Genomic DNA, 16,768 nt, shown 5'->3' with positions numbered 1-16,768 from the left:
CACTCCGGGGCCGCGGCCGGCGGCGCCCCGGACGGCTGGCGCCAACATGAAAAAGGCCCGCTCCGTCATGGAGCGGGCCTTCGCCGTGGTGGAGGACATACGGGTCGAACGTATCGAGGACACCCCACTGGTGCATCCCCCTCGCAGTTGCTGCCCTCAAACTCTAGGGCAGCACCGGCGCCCATGGCAAACCGCCACACCCGTCCGGGCACCGGCTGGAGCGGATGCATGCCGGGTGCCCGCCGGATGGCCGTCGCCTGTCCACGGTGTGGCACCGGCATCCCGCAGGCGTCCGCAGCGCACGGGACATAAACCCAGCCGCCCCCACCCCATATCGTCTAGGCTGTGGTCATGAGCCCCGCAAAGACTGGCAGCTGGCCCGTGACAGTGGTCCCGGGCACCCCCGAACCCGACGTCCTGCACGACATCCTCGACCTGGTCGGCGATGCCGAGGACGAGGACGGCAATCCGCCGTTTTCCGAGCAGACCCTGGTGGAATTGAAGGCCCGGCAGGCCGGCCCGCATTCCGTCCTGGTCCTGCTGACCTATGCCCCAGAGGAGAATTCACCAACGGAAGGCGAAGACCTGGCGGGCGTGGCCGTCGTCGTGCTTGACGGCGGTGAGGGCGTCCTGGAGATTGCCGTGCACCCCAACTACCGCAACGAGGGCGTCGGCTCGATGCTGCTGGACAAGCTGGTGGAGGTCCGCGGGCTTCAGGGCATCCGGGCGTGGTCGCATGGGGACCACGAGGCGGCGGCGGACCTGGCCGCCAGCTACGGCTACCGTGCCATCCGTGAACTGTGGCGCATGCGCCTGGTGCGCCGGGCACCGGAGCCCGCCGCGGAGCCGCACCGCCCCCAGCTGCCCGACGGCGTGACCTTGCGGACCTTTGTGCCCCACCAGGACGAGGCCGCCTGGCTGTCGGCCAACGCCGCAGCCTTCGCCCACCACCCCGAACAGGGCGCGCTGACCCTTGAGGACCTCCAGGCCCGCATGGCCGAGCCGTGGTTTGATCCGGCCGGCTTCTTCCTGGCCGTGGACGGCTCCGGGGCGATCCTGGGCTTCCACTGGACCAAGGTCCATCCGGGGCGCGCGGGGCAGTCCCCCATGGGCGAGGTCTATGTCGTGGGTGTGACGCCGGCCGCCCAGGGCATGGGCCTGGGCAGGGTGCTGACCAGCCAGGGGATCGACTACCTGCAGGCGCAGGGGCTGCGGGCCATCATGCTGTACGTGGACGCCGACAACGAGGCAGCCGTGGCGCTGTACCGGAAGCTGGGCTTCACCAAGTGGGATTCCGACGTCATGTACGGCCCCGTCTCCCCCTCCTGACCGGCACATGGAACCTTGCTGCGCGCACTGCCCAGGCCCGCCGGGGGCTTGTAGTGTTGGAACAAAGCAGCACCAACTTTGAGGATTTATCGATGAAGCGCGAATACAAGGGACCGGTGCAGACCTCGGCGTCGCTGAACGGGGAACGTTTCGGTTCCGGCGAGATGCCCGCCGTGCGCGCCACGCAGGACCGGATCGACATCCCCGAGTTTGAGCCGAACCTTCTGCCGGCGGGCGACATCAGCCCCGACCGCTTCCTGGACCGGGAGCTGAGCTGGCTGGCGTTCAACGCCCGCGTCCTGGAACTGGCCGAGGATCCGGAGCTTTACCTGCTCGAACGGGTGAATTTCCTGTCCATCTTCGCCTCCAACCTCGATGAATTCTTCATGGTTCGGGTGGCCGGGCTGAAGCGGCGCATCGCCGCCGGCCTGGCCGTGCCGTCCCCCGCCGGGCTGAGCCCCATCGAGGTCCTGGAACACATCAGCGAGGAAGCGCACAAGCTGCAGGCGCGCCACGCCCATGTCTTTGCCAGCCAAATCCGCCCCGCCCTCGCCTACGAACACCTGCACCTGGTGCACTGGAACGAACTGGACGAGGCCGCCAAGGACCGGCTGAGCAAGATGTTCGCCGAAAAGATCTTCCCCATCCTCACCCCGCTGGCCGTGGACCCGGCCCACCCGTTCCCGTACATCTCCGGGCTCTCGCTGAACCTGGCCGTGGTGGTGCGCAACCCCGTCAGCGACAAGGAACTCTTTGCCCGCCTGAAGGTCCCGGACCTGCTCGAACGGCTGGTCTCCGTGGACGGCCCCCGCGCCGGGACCGTGCCCGGGCGCGTGGCCCGCTTCATTTCGCTCGAAGAAGTCATCGCCGAGCACCTCGACCAGCTCTTCCCCGGCATGGAGGTCATTGAGCACCACACCTTCCGGGTCACCCGCAACGAGGACCTTGAGGTGGAGGAGGACGACGCCGAGAACCTCCTCCAGGCGCTGGAGAAGGAACTGCTCCGCCGCCGGTTCGGCACGCCCGTCCGCCTGGAAGTGGCCACGGACATCGACCCGAACGTCCTGGCGCTGCTGGTGCGCGAACTCGACGTCGACGAGGCCGAGGTCTACAAGCTCCCGGCCCCGCTGGACCTGCGCGGGCTCTCCGTCATTGGGCACATTGACCGCAGCGACCTGCGCTACCCCAAGCACGTGGCCCACACCTCGCGGGACCTGAATGAATCAGAGACGGCGAAGGCCGCCAACGTGTTCGCTGCCATGCGCCGGCGCGACATCCTGCTCCACCACCCCTACGACTCCTTCTCCACCTCGGTGCAGGCGTTCCTGGAGCAGGCGGCCTCGGACCCCAAGGTCCGGGCCATCAAGCAGACCCTGTACCGCACCTCCGGAGACTCCCCCATCGTGGACGCCCTGGTCGACGCGGCGGAGGCCGGCAAGCAGGTGCTGGCCCTCGTGGAGATCAAGGCCCGCTTTGACGAGCAGGCCAACATCTCCTGGGCCAGGAAGCTGGAACAGGCGGGCGTGCACGTGGTGTACGGCATCGTGGGCCTGAAAACCCACTGCAAGCTGTCCCTGGTGGTGCGCCAGGAGCAGGACGGGCTGCGCCGCTACTGCCACATCGGCACCGGCAACTACCACCCGCGCACGGCCCGGTACTACGAGGACCTGGGCCTGCTGACGGCCGACAACCAGGTGGGCGAGGACCTGTCCAAGCTGTTCAACCAGCTCTCCGGCTACGCCCCCAAGTCCGAGTTTGAACGCCTGCTCGTGGCGCCGCGTTCGGTGCGTTCGGGCCTGATTGCCCGCATCGATGCCGAAATTGCCCACAAGAAGGCGGGCCTGCCGGCGCAGGTGCGCTTCAAGGTCAATTCCATGGTGGACGAGGCCATCATCGATTCGCTGTACCGCGCCTCCCAGGCCGGGGTGGACGTGGGCGTGGTGGTGCGCGGCATCTGCTCGCTGCGCCCGGGCGTTCCGGGGCTTAGCGAGAACATCACGGTCCGCTCCATTTTGGGCCGCTTCCTGGAGCATTCACGCGTGTTTACCTTTGCCAACGGCGGGAAGCCGGTGGTCTACATCGGTTCGGCGGACATGATGCACCGCAACCTGGACCGCCGCGTGGAGGCCCTGGTGCAGCTGTCCAACCCCGACCACATCGTGGAGGTCAACTCCCTCCTGGACCGCTACCTCGACGACCGCACATCCAGCTGGCACCTGGGCGAGGACGGCGAATGGACGCGCCACCACCTCGACGCCCAAGGCGATCCGCTCAGCGACGTCCAGTCCTGGCTGCTCGCCAGCCGTTCCCGACAGCGCTCCACCCTCCACCGTTGATGCGCAGCAGCGAGCATTTGGAGGACGTGGCAACCGACGGCACGGAAATTTCCGTGTACGCCGCCGGGGCGCTGTGCTGGCGGGTGAAGAAAAGGAAGCTGGAGCTCCTGCTCATCCACCGGCAGCGCTACGACGACTGGTCCTGGCCCAAGGGCAAGCTGGACAAGGGCGAAACGCTCGCGGAATGCGCGGTGCGCGAAGTCTATGAGGAAGTGGGGCTGCCCATCACCCTCGGCATCCCCCTGCCGTTCATCCGCTACGCCGTCAAGCCCGGCATCAAGGAAGTGCACTACTGGGCCTCCGAAGTGGACGACATGCCGCCCCTGCCCGACGGCAAGGAGGTGGACACGGCCGTCTGGTGCTCCCCCACCAAGGCGAGGGGCCTGCTGTCCAACCCGTCCGACGTCGAACCCCTGGACGCGCTGCTCGCCGCCCATGAGGCGGGTAGCCTGCAGACCTGGCCCCTGGTGGTGATCCGGCACGCCAAGGCCAAGCCCCGCTCGGCGTGGACCCGGGCCGAAGGCGAGCGGCCGCTGGCGGCCACCGGCAAGCGGCAGGCGCTCTACCTCCAGCGGCTGCTGATGGCCTGGCACCCGGGAAAGGTCATCACCAGCGGCTGGATGCGCTGCATTGCCACCATCTCCCCCTACGCCCAGGCCACAAAGGCCAAGGTCAAGGTGGTGCCGGCACTGACGGAAGCGGACCATAAGCGGAATCCGGACAAGGCCGCCGCAGCCGTTGAAAAGCTGCTCGCCAAGTCCAAGGCCGCGGCGCTCTGCACCCACCGGCCCGTGCTGCCGACTGTCCTGAAGACGCTGGCCACGCACATGGACGCACCGCTGGCGGCCACCCTCCCGCTGGGCGACCCGCACCTGGCCCCGGGCGAGGTCCTGGTGGCGCACGTGTCCGTCAGCGAGCCTGGACGCATCGTGGCCCTGGAGCAGCACCGGCCCTACGAGGACTGACGGCCGGGCACGTAGACTGGTGGGCGTGACTATCCTGACCCCGTATGAGGACATGCTCCGGGACGTGCTGGCCAACGGCACCCATAAATCGGACCGCACCGGCACCGGGACCCGCAGCGTTTTTGGCCGGCAGCTGCGCTTCGACCTTTCCGAGGGCTTCCCCCTCATCACCACCAAGCGGGTGCACTTCAAGTCCGTGGCCCTGGAGCTGCTGTGGTTCCTGCGCGGCGATTCGAACGTGCGCTGGCTGCAGGAGAACGGCGTGAAGATCTGGAACGAATGGGCGGACGACGACGGCGAGCTGGGCCCCGTTTATGGCGTCCAGTGGCGCTCGTGGCCCACGCCGGACGGCGAACACATCGACCAGATTGCCGCCGTGATGGAGTCGCTGCGCAGCAACCCCGATTCCCGCCGGCACATGGTCTCCGCCTGGAACGTGGGCGAGCTGAAAAACATGGCGCTGCCGCCGTGCCACGCGTTCTTCCAGTTTTACGTCGCCCCCACGGAAGACGGCCGCGGGAAACTCAGCTGCCAGCTGTACCAGCGCTCGGCCGACTCCTTCCTGGGTGTCCCATTCAACATTGCCTCCTACGCCCTGCTGACCATGATGGTGGCGCAGCAGCTGGACATGGAGCCGGGCGAGTTCATCTGGACCGGCGGCGACGTGCATATTTACGACGACCACATCCAGCAGGTGGCCGAACAGCTTTCGCGTGAGCCGTACCCGTATCCGCGGCTGCGGTTTACGCGTACGCCGGATTCGATCCTCGACTACAAGTTCGAGGACTTTGAGCTGGTCGACTACCGCCACCACCCGACGATTAAGGCACCGATCGCCGTATGAACCCTAAGCCAGCTTCCCCCGAACAGCCCGGGTACTACCGCTTCACCGAACCGATCATCGGCATGATCTGGGCGCAGACCAACCAGGGCGTCATTGGCGCCGACGGCGGCATGCCCTGGCACCTGCCCGAGGACCTGGCCCACTTCAAGCGCGTCACCTCCGGCCACCCGGTGGTCATGGGCCGCAAGACCTGGGACTCGTTCCCGGCGAAGTACCGGCCGCTGCCGGGGCGCACCAACATCGTGGTGACCCGGCAGGAAGGGTGGGGCTCAACGCCGGGGGCGGGCGGCGCCGTCGTGCTTGACTCCGTGGAACACGCACTCGTGGAGGCCCAGCTCTCCCCCGGTGGCAACGAGGTGTGGGTCATTGGCGGCGCGCAGGTCTTTGGGGAACTGCTCGAGGACTGCAACGTGGCCGTCATCACCGTTATTAACACGGACGTGCCAGGTGACACGCAGGCGCCCGTGCTCGGTGCGGAGTGGTCGTTCCGCGGGGCCACACCGGGCGAAGGCTGGAACACCGCAAAGAACGGCACCGAATACCGCTTCACGCTGTGGGCCAGGGGCGCAACGGAGTTTCAGGCGCCGGAGTAGGCCTGCCAAAAGCGGCCCGGCAGCGTTCACGCAGTGAAACGGACTTCGGCCGATTTGCCTCCCCGCCCTAAACTGGACTCATGACTTCTCACAGCGTTCCCCCCGCCGGCGTTCCTTCAGTTGGCCTGGTTGGCTGGCGCGGCATGGTCGGTTCCGTCCTGATGCAGCGCATGCAGGACGAAGGCGACTTCGCAGGCATCAACCCCGTCTTCTTCTCCACCTCCAACGCCGGCGGCAGCGCCCCCGCGTTCGCGCCGGGGGCCGGCAGGCTCGAAGATGCCTTTGACATTGACACGCTGGCAAAGCTGCCAATCATTGTCACGGCCCAGGGCGGGGACTACACCAAGCGTGTGCACACCGAACTGCGCGGCCGCGGGTGGGACGGGCTGTGGCTGGATGCGGCCTCCACGCTGCGCATGAACGACGACTCGATCATCGTCCTGGACCCGATCAACCGCGACGTCATCGACAAGGGCCTGGCCAACGGCACCCGCGACTTCATCGGCGGCAACTGCACCGTCTCCTGCATGCTCATGGGCCTGGGCGGCCTGTTCAAGAACAACCTGGTGGAGTGGGGCACGGCCATGACGTACCAGGCTGCCTCCGGCGGCGGCGCCCGCCACATGCGCGAGCTCCTCACCCAGTTCGGCACGCTCAACTCCGAGGTGTCCAGCGAACTGGACGACCCGGCGTCGGCCATCCTGGACATTGACCGCAAGGTCCTCGCCCACCAGCGCGAGGGCATCGACTCCAGCCAGTTCGGCGTGCCGCTGGCCGGCTCGCTGATCCCCTGGATCGATTCCGACCTCGGCAACGGGCAGTCCCGCGAGGAGTGGAAGGCCGGGGTGGAGACCAACAAGATCCTGGGCACCGGCGCCGACAACCGCGTCATCATGGACGGGCTGTGCGTGCGCATCGGCGCCATGCGCTCCCACTCCCAGGCACTCACGCTCAAGCTGCGCGAGGACCTCCCCGTGGCCGAGATCGAGTCACTGCTGGCCAACGACAACGAGTGGGCGAAGGTGGTGCCGAACACGAAGGAGGCATCCATGGCGGACCTCACCCCGGTGGCCGCCTCCGGCACGCTGGACGTGCCCGTGGGCCGCATCCGCAAGATGGAGATGGGCCCGGAGTACATCAGTGCGTTCACGGTGGGCGACCAGCTCCTCTGGGGCGCCGCGGAGCCGCTGCGCCGCATGCTGAACATCGCCACCGGCACGCTCTAGCCCCGGCGGCCGGGCCCGTCGAGACCCCTTGCTAGGTGCCGATGAATTTGGCGTACGCCTTCGCCGACTTTTCCAGCGACTTGTGCTGGTTGGGGCCAAGGTCCGTAAAGCATTCCGGGACCACGATGCCGGCCGGCGGCCGTTGCTGCCCGGCAGCGCCGCGGGCTTTCCGCCAGGTTCCGGCCACCTGGCCGCCGGCCACCACGGTCGCCTTGAACATTCCGTTGTTGCCGGGCACTGTAAGCGGTGCGTGTCGCGGCGCCAGGGCCGCGCTCCTGTCCGTGTAGCCGAGCAGGTATTCATCAAAGCCCGGCAGCAGGAGCACCGAGCGCGCCCCGGGCGGCCCGCCGGGCGTGCTGCCGCCCAGCAGGTCCGCGGTTTCGGGGGCAAGCCAGTACGTGTCGCCGCCACATTCCACCGCTTCGAGCTGTTCCTTCGCGTATTCCAGGCCGGCCTTGATGTCCGCGAGGGTCAGCTTGGACCACCACTGGAAGTCCCGGACGGTGGACGGGCCGTGGCCGCGGAAGTAGCGCAGGGCCAGTTCGGCGAGGGCCTCCCGGCGGTCCAGGGTGCGGGGATTCCTGATCCACTGCGCGGAGTTGACATAAAACTGGCTGTTGCCATTGCCGGCGCTCCCGTTGACGGGGCCCTGGACCAGCGTTCCGTCCAGGGACAGCAGGAACAAAAGGTGATAGCCGCGCTGGGCCCTGGTCCCCTGGCCCGCCTGTTCAAAGGCGGCGAACAGTTCCTCGCGCGTGGCCCTGCCGCCCGACTGTTCCAGCAGCGCAAGGGCGAGGCCGCGCACCTGCTCCACGTCCGGCGTCGTAATGTCCAGCTGGCGGTGCCGGGCGGCCTGGCCCGCCATCATGCGCTCCGCGGTCAGTGACAGGATCCAGCCAAGGTCCTGCGCCACGGTGACGTGGAGCGTGCCGCGCAGGGGGCAGGAGCGCACCAGCTCGCCGCGGTTGAAGGCGGCCTCGACATCCGAGCGGGTGGTGCCGGGCGCACGCAGGCCGATGGACCACAGGGCGCCGGGAAAGTCCTGTCCCTGCAGGGCCGTCAGCCGGCGCACCGCGTCCACCGGCCCGGGGGCGGGGCCGGAGGACGCGGGCAGGATCCATTGTGCTGCGAGGCGGAGCCGGGCCAGCTTGGCTGGTGTGAGGCTGGGGGTCATGGACCCAATCTAGTGCCCACGTCCCGGCAGCGTCGACGCTTTAGCGGGCGGATCGGAGCTGGGCGGTGATGGGGCACTCGAAGGGGTCGCGCTGGCCCAGGCCCACGCGGTTCAGGTAGCGCATCACGATCATGTACGACCGGCCCAGTGTGGTTTCCGTGTACGTGATGTTCCGCTCGGCGCAATAGGCCCGGACCATGGGCTGGACGGCCTTGAGGTTCTTGGAGGACATGGTGGGGAAGAGGTGGTGCTCGATCTGGTAGTTCAGCCCGCCCATGCCGGCGTCCACCCACCACCCTCCGGAGATGTTGCGGCTCATCAGGGTCTGGCGGCGCATGAAGTCGATCTTGACGTCCTTGGGAACCAGCGGCATGCCCTTGTGGTTGGGGGCGAAGGAGCCGCCCATGTAGAGGCCCAGCGCCATGACCTGCACGGCGATGAAAGCCAGCCCGAGGCCCCAGCCAAGGAACCAGACGGTAAACGCCGGGAGGATCACGAGGCGGACCACCAGCATGGCGATCTCGGCCTTGCGTTCGGGCACAATCTGCTTGCGGTCCACCACGCGGCGGACGGCGGAGATGTGCAGGTCCAGCATGGCCAGCGTCAGCAGGGGGAAGAAGAACGCGCCCTGGCGGCGGGCGAACCACTTGGCAAAACCGGTGCGCTTGGCGGCGTTTTCCGGGTCAAACACGAGGGCGCCGGGGTCGATGTCGCCGTCCACGCCGATCTTGTTCGGGTTCAGGTGGTGCTTGCCGTGCTTGTTCATCCACCAGCCGTACGACAGCCCCACGAACAGGTTGCCGGAGATACGGGCCAGCCACGCGTTTTTCTTGGCGGAGGCAAACACCTGGCGGTGTGCGGCGTCGTGCGAGAGGAAGGCGGTGTGCGTGCACAGGAACGCGAACAGCACGGCGGTGGCCAGCTGCCACCAGCTCTGCCCCAGCGTCAGGAACAACGCCAGGACGGCAAGGTAGCCGATCCCCTGGCGGACGAAGCGGCCCACGTACCATTTGATGTCGCGCTCCATGAGCCCGGCGTCGCGGACCTGCTCGCACAGCTGGATGAAGTCGGTGACGTGGCGGTCCCGTGCGGGGCGCTTGCGCACAGGCCGGACGGCGGGTGCCCCGTCCAGCAGGTCCGTGCTGTCAAGTGTTGCGGATGACATGGTGCTCCTCCAGTTGCCTCACGGATGCCCAATCATCACGTAAAAGTAAAAAGTCTCGATCTGACTTCTACGTTATGTAAAAAGGACACCCGGCCACATCACACCCGGGAGCGGTCTTGACCCCCTACCGCGGTAGGGGTGCGCCGCCGGAAGTGAGGGAGCGTCAGGAAAAAACACCCCCGATTGCGCGGGAGCGACGGCGAAAACACCCCCGATTGCGCGGGAGCGTCCGAAGGGTCAGAGCCGGCAGCCCACCAGCACCGGCTCCGGGTGCAGGGTGATGCCGAACTGGCGCACGACGCCGTCCCGCACCTTGCGTGCGACCCCCAGCACGTCGCCGGCCGTGGCCCCGCCACGGTTCGTGATGGCGAGGGTGTGCTTGGTGGACAGGGAAGCGCGGGCCGGGGTCCCGGCGTCGTCCGTCCCGCCGTCCAGGGCTAGGCCGTAGCCCTTGGAGAAGCCGGCGTGCTCAATGAGCCAGGCGGCGCTGAGCTTGGTCAACCCGTCCGCCGCGGGATAGCGCGGGGCGTCGGCGGGCAGCGCGTCCGCCACCGGGGCGGCAACGATCGGGTTGGTGAAAAACGAACCCGTGGAGAAGGTGTCGCGGTCGCCAGGGTCCAGCACCATGCCCTTGGCTGCGCGCAGTTCCAGGACGGCGCGGCGCAGCTCCAGCGAATTCGCACGCCTGCCCACCTCCACACCCAGGCGGCGGGCCAGCTCGGCGTACTTCACCGGGGCGCTCATGCGGCCCAACAGCAGCTGGAATTCCACCGTCAGGACCACGTAGCGCGGTGAGCCGTCGGCCGTGGTTTGCTTGATGATGGAGTCGCGGTAGCCAAACTTCAGTTCCGAATTCGTGAAGGTGCGGACGGCGTTCCTTTCCCGGTCCCAGGTCCGCACGGCGGCAATGGTCTGGGAAACATCGGCACCGTAGGCGCCCACGTTTTGCACGGGGGTGGCTCCGGCGAGGCCGGGAATGCCGGAGAGCGCCTCGAGCCCGCTCCAGGCGTGGAGCACGGACTGGTGGACAAAGTCATCCCAGTCGTGGCCGGCCTGGACCACCACGGATGCCCCGCCGCAGGAGTCTTCGGCGGTGGCCGTAAAGCCCTGGCTGGCGATCTTCAGGACCGTGCCGTCAAAGCCGTCGTCGGAGACCACCAGGTTGGAGCCGCCGCCCACAATCAACAGGCGCTCGCCGGCGTCGTCCGCGGAACGGACGGCGGCGATGATTTCGGCCTCCGTCGCCGCCTCGGCATAGTTGCGTGCGGGGCCTCCCACGCCAAGGGTGGTCAGGGAACTCAGCAGCACGTTTTCACTCACGCTTCAACAGTAGTGCCTTCGCTGGCGGTGCCTTCGCGGGCGATGGCCGCCGCGGGTTTGCGGACCACCGGCGTCAGCACAAAGGCGACCACCAGCATGGCCAGGACGGCCAGCAGGGAATGCAGCACGCCCACGTGCTCGGCCAACAGGCCCAACAGCGGCGGGCCGCCCAGGAATGCACCGTAGCCGATCGTGGAGACCACGGAGACGCGGGCCGCTGCGTGGTCCGGGTCATCCGATGCCGCGGACATGCCCACCGGGAACCCGAGGGCGGAGCCCAGGCCCCAAAAGACGAGGGCGGCCAGGGCGACCTCCGGGCCCGGGGCAAACACAAAGACGGCCAGTCCGGCGACGGCCAGGGCCGCGCTGGCCCGCAGCGTGGCGACGCGGCCGTAGCGGTCCAGGACCCAGGTGCCGGCGAAGCGGCCCACGGTCATGGCGGAGACAAAGATGCCGTAGCCGAGCGCGCCGGTGGCGTTGGAGGATCCGTAGCCGTCAGCCATCGCCAGCGCCACCCAGTCCCCTGCGGCGCCTTCGGCCAGGGCCAGGCCCAGCACCAGCACACCGATGAGCAGGGTGCGGGGGTCCCGCCAGGCGGCGGCAATCTTGGCCTTGCCGTCGAGCTTGGCCCGGGCCAGCCTGCTGCTTTCCGCGGCCAGGGCGGCGGCGGCTTCGGCCGCAGGGTCGGGCGGGCCCGCCCGCCTGGCAGGGGAACCCGGCGTCGTGCCCGGCTTGACGAGGGGAATGGGGCCGGTGCCCGGCACGGAGTCGAGCTCGCCCAGCCGGACGGCGCCCTGGCCACGCCCCGCCTCCGCCGCACGCCGGTCCGCCTGGTAGTGGCGGGTGGCAAACCAGATGGCGGTCCAGACGATGGCGGCCATGACGGCGACGTGGATGGCCACGGGCAGGTGCACGGAAGCGGCCAGGGCGCCCAGCCCGGCGCCCACGACCGTGCCGATGCTGAAGGAGCCGTGCAGGCGCGGCATGATGTGCCGGCCCAGCGCCCGCTCCACCGCCGCGCCCTCGATGTTGGAGGCGGTGTTGAAGCTGGCGGTGCCCAGGCCCACCACGACCAGCCCGCCGCCCACCACCAGCGGGTTGACAAAGACGCTGGCACCCACTCCCATGACCACCAGGCCCGCGGCCTGGATGGTGGTGCAGGTCCGGGTGGTCAACCGGGAACCGAGCCGGAGAACCACCAGCCCGGAAACGGCCACCGACACGAACGACCCCAGCGACATGCACAGCAGGATCAGGCCCACCTTGGCCGGCGTCAGGTGCAGATCGTCGCGGATTGCCGGGATGCGTGAGACCCAGGTGGAGAAGACCAGCCCGGAACCGGCGTAGGCGGTGACCACGCCGTTGCGCCAGGCCTTGACGCTGCGTGAGTCGCTGCCGGAGCTGTTGGCAGGGGAGCTGCTGCTCACGCCACCCGGACCGTGGCCTGGGCCTTGACGAGCACCTTTTGGCCGTCCAGGGTGACGGCCAGGTCGATCCGGGCCGTGCGGGCCCCGGCGTCAAGGGCGCCGATGGTGCCGGACACCTCGACGACGGCGCCCGGGGCCCCGTCCAGGTCGGCCACCGGCACCGGCTTGGTGAAGCGTGTGCCGTAACTGACGACGGCGGCGGGGTCGCCCGCCCAGTCGGTCACCAGCTGCACGGCCGCCCCCATGGTGAACATGCCGTGGGCGATGACGCCGGGCAGCTCCACCTCCCGGGCAAAGCGTTCGTTCCAGTGGATGGGGTTGAAGTCCCCGGAGGCACCGGCATACTTCACCAGGTCCGCCCGGGAGATTTCAAGGGTACGGGTGCCGATTTCCTGGCCCGTTGCGAGTTCTGCAAAGTTCATTACTGCCCTTCCCCGCGCACCAGGATGGCGGACACTGTCGTGGCAACGGCGTCCCCGGCCACGGTGGATATTTCGGCGCGTGTGGTGATCATGGCGCCACCGCCCATGGCCCGGACCGTGTCGACGTGGAGTTCGGCCACGAGGTCGTCGCCGGCCACGATGGGGCGATGGTGGGTGAATTTCTGCTCCGCATGGACCACGCGGGAAAAGTCGATGCCGGACTCGGGATCGTTGATCAGCTGGGCGTCGGCGCGCTGCGCGACGATGATGGCGTAGGTGGGGGGCGCCACGAGGTCGCCATGGCCCAGCGCCCGGGCTGCGGCAACGTCAAAGTGGGCTGGGTGGACGGCCTTGACGGCACGCGCAAATTCACGGATGGACTCGCGGCCCACGCTGTAAACATCGCCGGCCGGATAGCTGCGGCCCTGCAATTCGGGGTTGATGGTCATGCTCCAAGCCTACCGGCCGAGTGGCCCGCACATGGGTCCACTGAGGTGCGGCCCGCCGCGGGCGTGCGAAAGGTGGGAGGCGCCGGGAATGTCAGGTCCGGGCACCGGAACCCATGCGCCCGACCACCGCCAGCAGCGACTGGACATCGACGCTCCCCTCGGGTCCGGCGTCGGCCCCGGCATGGGCCGGGAGGCCGAAGAGGGCCGCGTTGTAGTACAGCCCGTCGCCAATGAGCAGGACGGCCCGGGCCACCGCGGCGTCCTGGATGTCGCCGAGGATGAGCTGGTACCAGCGTTCGTGCATTTCGGTAAAGGCGGCCCGGACGGTGGATTCTTCGCCCTGGGCCAGGCGCATCGCGGCGACCACCGTGCGGTCAAAGGTGGTGCCGCCGAAGACGCTGGTGCGCACGTAGTAGTTGGCGCAGCCGTCCGGGTCGTGGGCCATGCGGGCAAAGTCGACTTCGGCCAGTTCGCGCATCTTTTCCACCAGGCCGGCGGTCAGGGCTTCCTTGCTTTTGAAGTGGTAAAGGAGCCCGCCCTTGGACACTCCTGCTGCCGCTGCGACCGCATCCAACGTGGCCGCGCGGGGTCCGTCGTTGATCAGCAGGTCCTCGTACGCCTGCAGGACCCTCGCTCGCGCGGACGGTTGTGTAGTCATGGAACAAGACTACAAGAAGTGATGAACTACACCGTCCAGCCGGTTTACTGTACCGACTAGACGGTTTAGAATGGAATGCATGGCTTTCATCCTTGACACTCCGGTCCCGGGCGCCACTGCGGCCCGCGCAGGGACGCGCGCGTGGATCGCGCTGGCCGTGCTCATGCTTCCCGTGCTGCTTATCTCGGTTGACAACACGGTGCTGAGCTTTGCCGTCCCTTCCATCTCGCTGGCCCTGGTCCCCTCGGCCAACGAGCTGCTGTGGATCATTGACGTCTACCCTCTGGTGCTCGCCGCGTTGCTGGTCCCCATGGGCAGCCTGGCCGACCGCTTTGGCCGCCGCCGTCTGCTCCTACTGGGAAGCACCGGTTTTACCGTGGTGTCGGTACTGGCTGCCTTTGCGCCGTCGGCCGCGGCCCTGATTGGCTGCCGGGCGCTCCTGGGCGTATTTGGCTCAATGCTGATGCCGTCGACGCTTTCGCTGATCCGCAACTTGTTCGTTCACCAGGACCAGCGCCGGACGGCCATCGCCATCTGGGCTGCCTGCTTTTCGGGCGGTGCCGCACTGGGTCCCATTGTGGGAGGGTTCCTGTTGGAACATTTCTGGTGGGGAGCGGTTTTCCTGCTCTCGATCCCGGTCATGGTGCTGCTGCTGATCCTGGCGCCGGTCTTTGTTCCGGCGTCAAAGGACCCCGCCCCGGGAAAAATTGACCCCTTGAGCATTTTGCTGTCCTTTGGCGCCATGGTCCCGACCATCTTTGGCATCAAGGAGATCGCGCAGGGCCGGCCCTGGTTTGTCAATGGTGCCCTGATTGTTGTGGGCGTGGCGCTGGGCCTGGTCTTTGTGCGGCGCCAGCTGGCGCGCACCAACCCCATGCTGGACGTGCGGCTGTTCCGGAATCCGGTCTTCAGCGGCGGCGTGCTGGCCAACCTGCTGAGCATCTTCTCCCTTGTTGGATTCCTGTATTTTGTCACCCAGCACCTGCAGCTCGTGGTGGGACTCTCCCCCACGGCGGCCGCGTTTGTGCTGGTGCCCGGACTGGTCATTTCGATTATGACCGGCTTGCTGGCCGCGTCCCTGGCGAAGTTCTTCCGCCCTTCCAGGCTGGCGGCTGCAGGGCTGCTGCTCAACGCGGTGGGATTTGGGATTGTGTGGCTGAACACGGGCGGCTCCGTCGCCGGTGTTGTTGTTGCCTTTGCCGTGCTCGGTGCCGGCGTGGGGATAGCCGAGACCATCTCCAACGATCTCATCCTCAGCGCTGCACCGCCCGCCAAGGCAGGGGCCGCGTCAGCCATTTCCGAGACCGCCTACGAAGTTGGGTCCGTCCTCGGCACGGCCCTGCTGGGCAGCATCCTGGCGGCCGCCTACCGGTTGAACGTGGTCCTGCCCGCTTCGCTCACCGCGGCTGACAGGCACGCCGCCGGGCAGACATTGGGCGGGGCGATCGATGTTGCGGGGACGCTGCCTGCCGGCCAGGGCACTGCACTGCTGGCATCGGCCCGGCAGGCCTTTGATTCCGGTTCGGGGCTGGTGTCCCTGGTAGGTGTCGGCTTGATGCTCGCGGCGGCACTCATGTGCCTGCGCACACTTCGTGCCGCAGATTCGAGGGGAGGGCCTGGAACCAGTGGACGTGCAGGGCGCTGACGGGGACCGGCCACACTTAGGTCAACGCGCTGGGGACTACTGGGTGGCGGCCGCGGGGAGACAGGGAGGCCGCCCACGGCATCTTGCCCTTCGGGCTGGCCACCCGCGCTACGTCACCGCCCGTTGCTGCGCTTCTCCGCTTCCTTGAGCGCCTTGCGGACGGAGCGGCCACGGATTCCAAGAGACGTCATGTGGGCAAGGAGCCCCACGCCAATGAACGGCAAACCCACGAACGTCAGTTGCGGTGTGGAAGTCACCGCACCGACCACAATGATGATGATGCCGATCGCGGTCAGGGCCATGCCGCCGAAAACAGCGTATTTGTACGCAGGAGGAGCGGTTTCCCAAAAGTCATTAAGCACACCCCAAGTCTAATGGAGCAAAGTCCGGGCTCCGTCTCGGGAACGGCCATGCCGGATTCGGTCCGCTGCCAACCTGGAGCATGACGCATCTTTGAGACTGGTTTGGGCCGTTTTTGTGTGGTGGGGCCTCCACAGGGAATGTGTGTTCTAGGGTTGTCCACATTCGCGGGTTTCCCGTGAATGTTTGTCGGTGGCTGGTTGTAGCGTGGTGTGCATGGAGAGAACGGCAAGGGTGCCGGGCCCGGGAGGCACCGGCACGGCGGCAGGGACGTCGGCAGGGACGTCGGTGGCCGGCGGGCCTATCCGCCGCCTGCTCAGCCTGGCCGCCGCCCTTACCGCGGCCGCGGCCCGTGCCACCAGGGACGCGGCCAGCAACGGCACCGGCGGCGCTGGCGGCGGGGCTGCTGGTGCTGCTGGTCCTGTTGCCGGGGTTGCTGGTCCGGGTGGTCCGGGTGCCGGGGCGGGGGCGTGGGAGGGGTCCTCGGTGGTGGCGGCGCCGTTGGGGGTGGAGTTGGTTGCCCTTAGTGATGGGGGTGTGTTGGAGTGGGCGCGCAGTGTCGAGCAGCTTTCCCGGTGGGTGCAGGCCCTGCAGGTCCAGGCGGCCGGGGAACTGGACTCCCGGGCGAGGGAGGGCCGCTACCTGTGTGACGGGCAGGCCACGGGCATGGACGTGCTCAGTGATGTGCTCCATCTCAGCCGTGCCGAGGCCGGGCGCCGGCTGGGCCTGGCCGGGCATTTCCTGCCCGCCACGGACGCGCTCACCACCGTGGCCACGGAGCCGGACCAGCCGGTCCTGGCCGGGGCGTTCTTTGCCGGCACGACCAGCATCGAGCAGGCCCTGGTCGCCTCGCAC

Annotated in this window: 16 protein-coding genes; 8 read left to right on the top strand and 8 right to left on the bottom strand. The window is 68.0% G+C overall.

Annotated features, from left to right (window positions below):
* Nucleotides 1-351 precede the first annotated feature (351 nt).
* The 6 genes from mshD (at nt 352) to asd (ending at nt 7,293) form a co-directional block, all read left to right on the top strand.
* The gene (mshD, locus tag MMF96_RS10945) at nt 352-1,329 is read left to right on the top strand and encodes a mycothiol synthase (protein ID WP_176615105.1); all 978 of its coding nucleotides are present in this window, start codon (nt 352-354) and stop codon (nt 1,327-1,329) included.
* A gap of 164 nt (nt 1,330-1,493) precedes the next feature.
* Nucleotides 1,494-3,665, top strand: coding sequence for an RNA degradosome polyphosphate kinase (locus tag MMF96_RS10940; RefSeq protein ID WP_371130756.1), 2,172 nt, complete (start codon nt 1,494-1,496; stop codon nt 3,663-3,665).
* A complete protein-coding gene (locus MMF96_RS10935) occupies nt 3,665-4,630 on the top strand; it encodes an NUDIX hydrolase (RefSeq protein ID WP_176615197.1) in 966 nt (321 codons plus the stop codon). Before MMF96_RS10940 ends, MMF96_RS10935 begins: the two co-directional genes overlap by 1 nt.
* A gap of 25 nt (nt 4,631-4,655) precedes the next feature.
* Nucleotides 4,656-5,474 (top strand): thymidylate synthase, encoded by an 819-nt coding sequence (locus tag MMF96_RS10930; RefSeq protein ID WP_309145230.1) that lies wholly within the window; start codon nt 4,656-4,658, stop codon nt 5,472-5,474.
* Nucleotides 5,471-6,067 (top strand): dihydrofolate reductase, encoded by a 597-nt coding sequence (locus MMF96_RS10925; protein ID WP_218062839.1) that lies wholly within the window; start codon nt 5,471-5,473, stop codon nt 6,065-6,067. Before MMF96_RS10930 ends, MMF96_RS10925 begins: the two co-directional genes overlap by 4 nt.
* An 80-nt stretch (nt 6,068-6,147) precedes the next feature.
* Complete coding sequence (gene asd / locus MMF96_RS10920; protein WP_176615104.1) at nt 6,148-7,293, top strand: aspartate-semialdehyde dehydrogenase; 1,146 nt, start codon at nt 6,148-6,150, stop codon at nt 7,291-7,293.
* A 31-nt stretch (nt 7,294-7,324) separates the two neighbouring features.
* On the opposite strand, the gene MMF96_RS10915 is transcribed toward asd, so the two are convergent.
* From MMF96_RS10915 to MMF96_RS10885, 7 genes are all read right to left on the bottom strand, one after another.
* The gene (locus MMF96_RS10915) at nt 7,325-8,467 is read right to left on the bottom strand and encodes a winged helix DNA-binding domain-containing protein (protein WP_256883570.1); all 1,143 of its coding nucleotides are present in this window, start codon (nt 8,465-8,467) and stop codon (nt 7,325-7,327) included.
* Nucleotides 8,468-8,507: 40 nt separating this feature from the next.
* The gene (locus tag MMF96_RS10910) at nt 8,508-9,632 is read right to left on the bottom strand and encodes an acyl-CoA desaturase (protein ID WP_176615102.1); all 1,125 of its coding nucleotides are present in this window, start codon (nt 9,630-9,632) and stop codon (nt 8,508-8,510) included.
* 237 nt (nt 9,633-9,869) lie between these two features.
* Nucleotides 9,870-10,952 carry a UDP-N-acetylmuramate dehydrogenase gene (locus tag MMF96_RS10905; RefSeq protein WP_256883569.1) on the bottom strand — a complete coding sequence of 361 codons (1,083 nt, stop codon included), beginning with the start codon at nt 10,950-10,952 and terminating at the stop codon, nt 9,870-9,872.
* Nucleotides 10,949-12,379, bottom strand: a complete 1,431-nt coding sequence (locus MMF96_RS10900) for an MFS transporter (RefSeq protein WP_256883568.1) — start codon at nt 12,377-12,379, stop codon at nt 10,949-10,951. Before MMF96_RS10900 ends, MMF96_RS10905 begins: the two co-directional genes overlap by 4 nt.
* A complete protein-coding gene (locus MMF96_RS10895) occupies nt 12,376-12,801 on the bottom strand; it encodes a MaoC family dehydratase (RefSeq protein WP_256883567.1) in 426 nt (141 codons plus the stop codon). The genes MMF96_RS10900 and MMF96_RS10895 overlap by 4 nt, the downstream gene beginning before the upstream one ends.
* Entirely contained in the window at nt 12,801-13,250 is a 450-nt protein-coding gene (locus tag MMF96_RS10890) for a MaoC family dehydratase N-terminal domain-containing protein (protein WP_256883566.1), read from the bottom strand. Before MMF96_RS10890 ends, MMF96_RS10895 begins: the two co-directional genes overlap by 1 nt.
* Nucleotides 13,251-13,341: 91 nt before the next feature.
* Complete coding sequence (locus MMF96_RS10885) at nt 13,342-13,908, bottom strand: TetR/AcrR family transcriptional regulator (protein ID WP_176615098.1); 567 nt, start codon at nt 13,906-13,908, stop codon at nt 13,342-13,344.
* Between the two features lie 79 nt (nt 13,909-13,987).
* On the opposite strand from MMF96_RS10885, the gene MMF96_RS10880 reads away from it, so the two are divergent.
* On the top strand, nt 13,988-15,553 hold the full coding sequence (locus tag MMF96_RS10880; RefSeq protein ID WP_256883565.1) for an MFS transporter: 1,566 nt from the start codon (nt 13,988-13,990) through the stop codon (nt 15,551-15,553).
* Nucleotides 15,554-15,666: 113 nt separating this feature from the next.
* Here MMF96_RS10880 and MMF96_RS10875 read toward each other — a convergent pair whose 3' ends face one another.
* Nucleotides 15,667-15,915 (bottom strand): DUF3188 domain-containing protein, encoded by a 249-nt coding sequence (locus MMF96_RS10875; protein WP_256883564.1) that lies wholly within the window; start codon nt 15,913-15,915, stop codon nt 15,667-15,669.
* Nucleotides 15,916-16,129: 214 nt separating this feature from the next.
* On the opposite strand from MMF96_RS10875, the gene MMF96_RS10870 reads away from it, so the two are divergent.
* Nucleotides 16,130-16,768 (top strand): hypothetical protein (locus tag MMF96_RS10870; RefSeq protein ID WP_375141428.1); only part of this gene is annotated, 639 nt, incomplete at its 3' end.

This window comes from Arthrobacter sp. STN4 (genome assembly GCF_024539665.1).
Taxonomy (GTDB): Bacteria; Actinomycetota; Actinomycetes; order Actinomycetales; family Micrococcaceae; genus Specibacter.
Note: the sequence above shows the minus strand (reverse complement) of the source record. Positions and strands in the feature narration are given on the sequence as shown.

Bases quoted from the DNA above. Each gene is read 5' to 3' on its own strand.
- mshD (WP_176615105.1), top strand. From the start codon at position 352: ATGAGCCCCGCAAAGACTGGCAGCTGGCCCGTGACAGTGGTCCCGGGC.
- MMF96_RS10940 (WP_371130756.1), top strand. From the start codon at position 1,494: ATGCCCGCCGTGCGCGCCACGCAGGACCGGATCGACATCCCCGAGTTT.
- MMF96_RS10935 (WP_176615197.1), top strand. From the start codon at position 3,665: ATGCGCAGCAGCGAGCATTTGGAGGACGTGGCAACCGACGGCACGGAA.
- MMF96_RS10925 (WP_218062839.1), top strand. From the start codon at position 5,471: ATGAACCCTAAGCCAGCTTCCCCCGAACAGCCCGGGTACTACCGCTTC.
- asd (WP_176615104.1), top strand. From the start codon at position 6,148: ATGACTTCTCACAGCGTTCCCCCCGCCGGCGTTCCTTCAGTTGGCCTG.
- MMF96_RS10915 (WP_256883570.1), bottom strand. From the start codon at position 8,467: ATGACCCCCAGCCTCACACCAGCCAAGCTGGCCCGGCTCCGCCTCGCA.
- MMF96_RS10910 (WP_176615102.1), bottom strand. From the start codon at position 9,632: ATGTCATCCGCAACACTTGACAGCACGGACCTGCTGGACGGGGCACCC.
- MMF96_RS10895 (WP_256883567.1), bottom strand. From the start codon at position 12,801: ATGAACTTTGCAGAACTCGCAACGGGCCAGGAAATCGGCACCCGTACC.
- MMF96_RS10890 (WP_256883566.1), bottom strand. From the start codon at position 13,250: ATGACCATCAACCCCGAATTGCAGGGCCGCAGCTATCCGGCCGGCGAT.
- MMF96_RS10885 (WP_176615098.1), bottom strand. From the start codon at position 13,908: ATGACTACACAACCGTCCGCGCGAGCGAGGGTCCTGCAGGCGTACGAG.
- MMF96_RS10880 (WP_256883565.1), top strand. From the start codon at position 13,988: ATGGCTTTCATCCTTGACACTCCGGTCCCGGGCGCCACTGCGGCCCGC.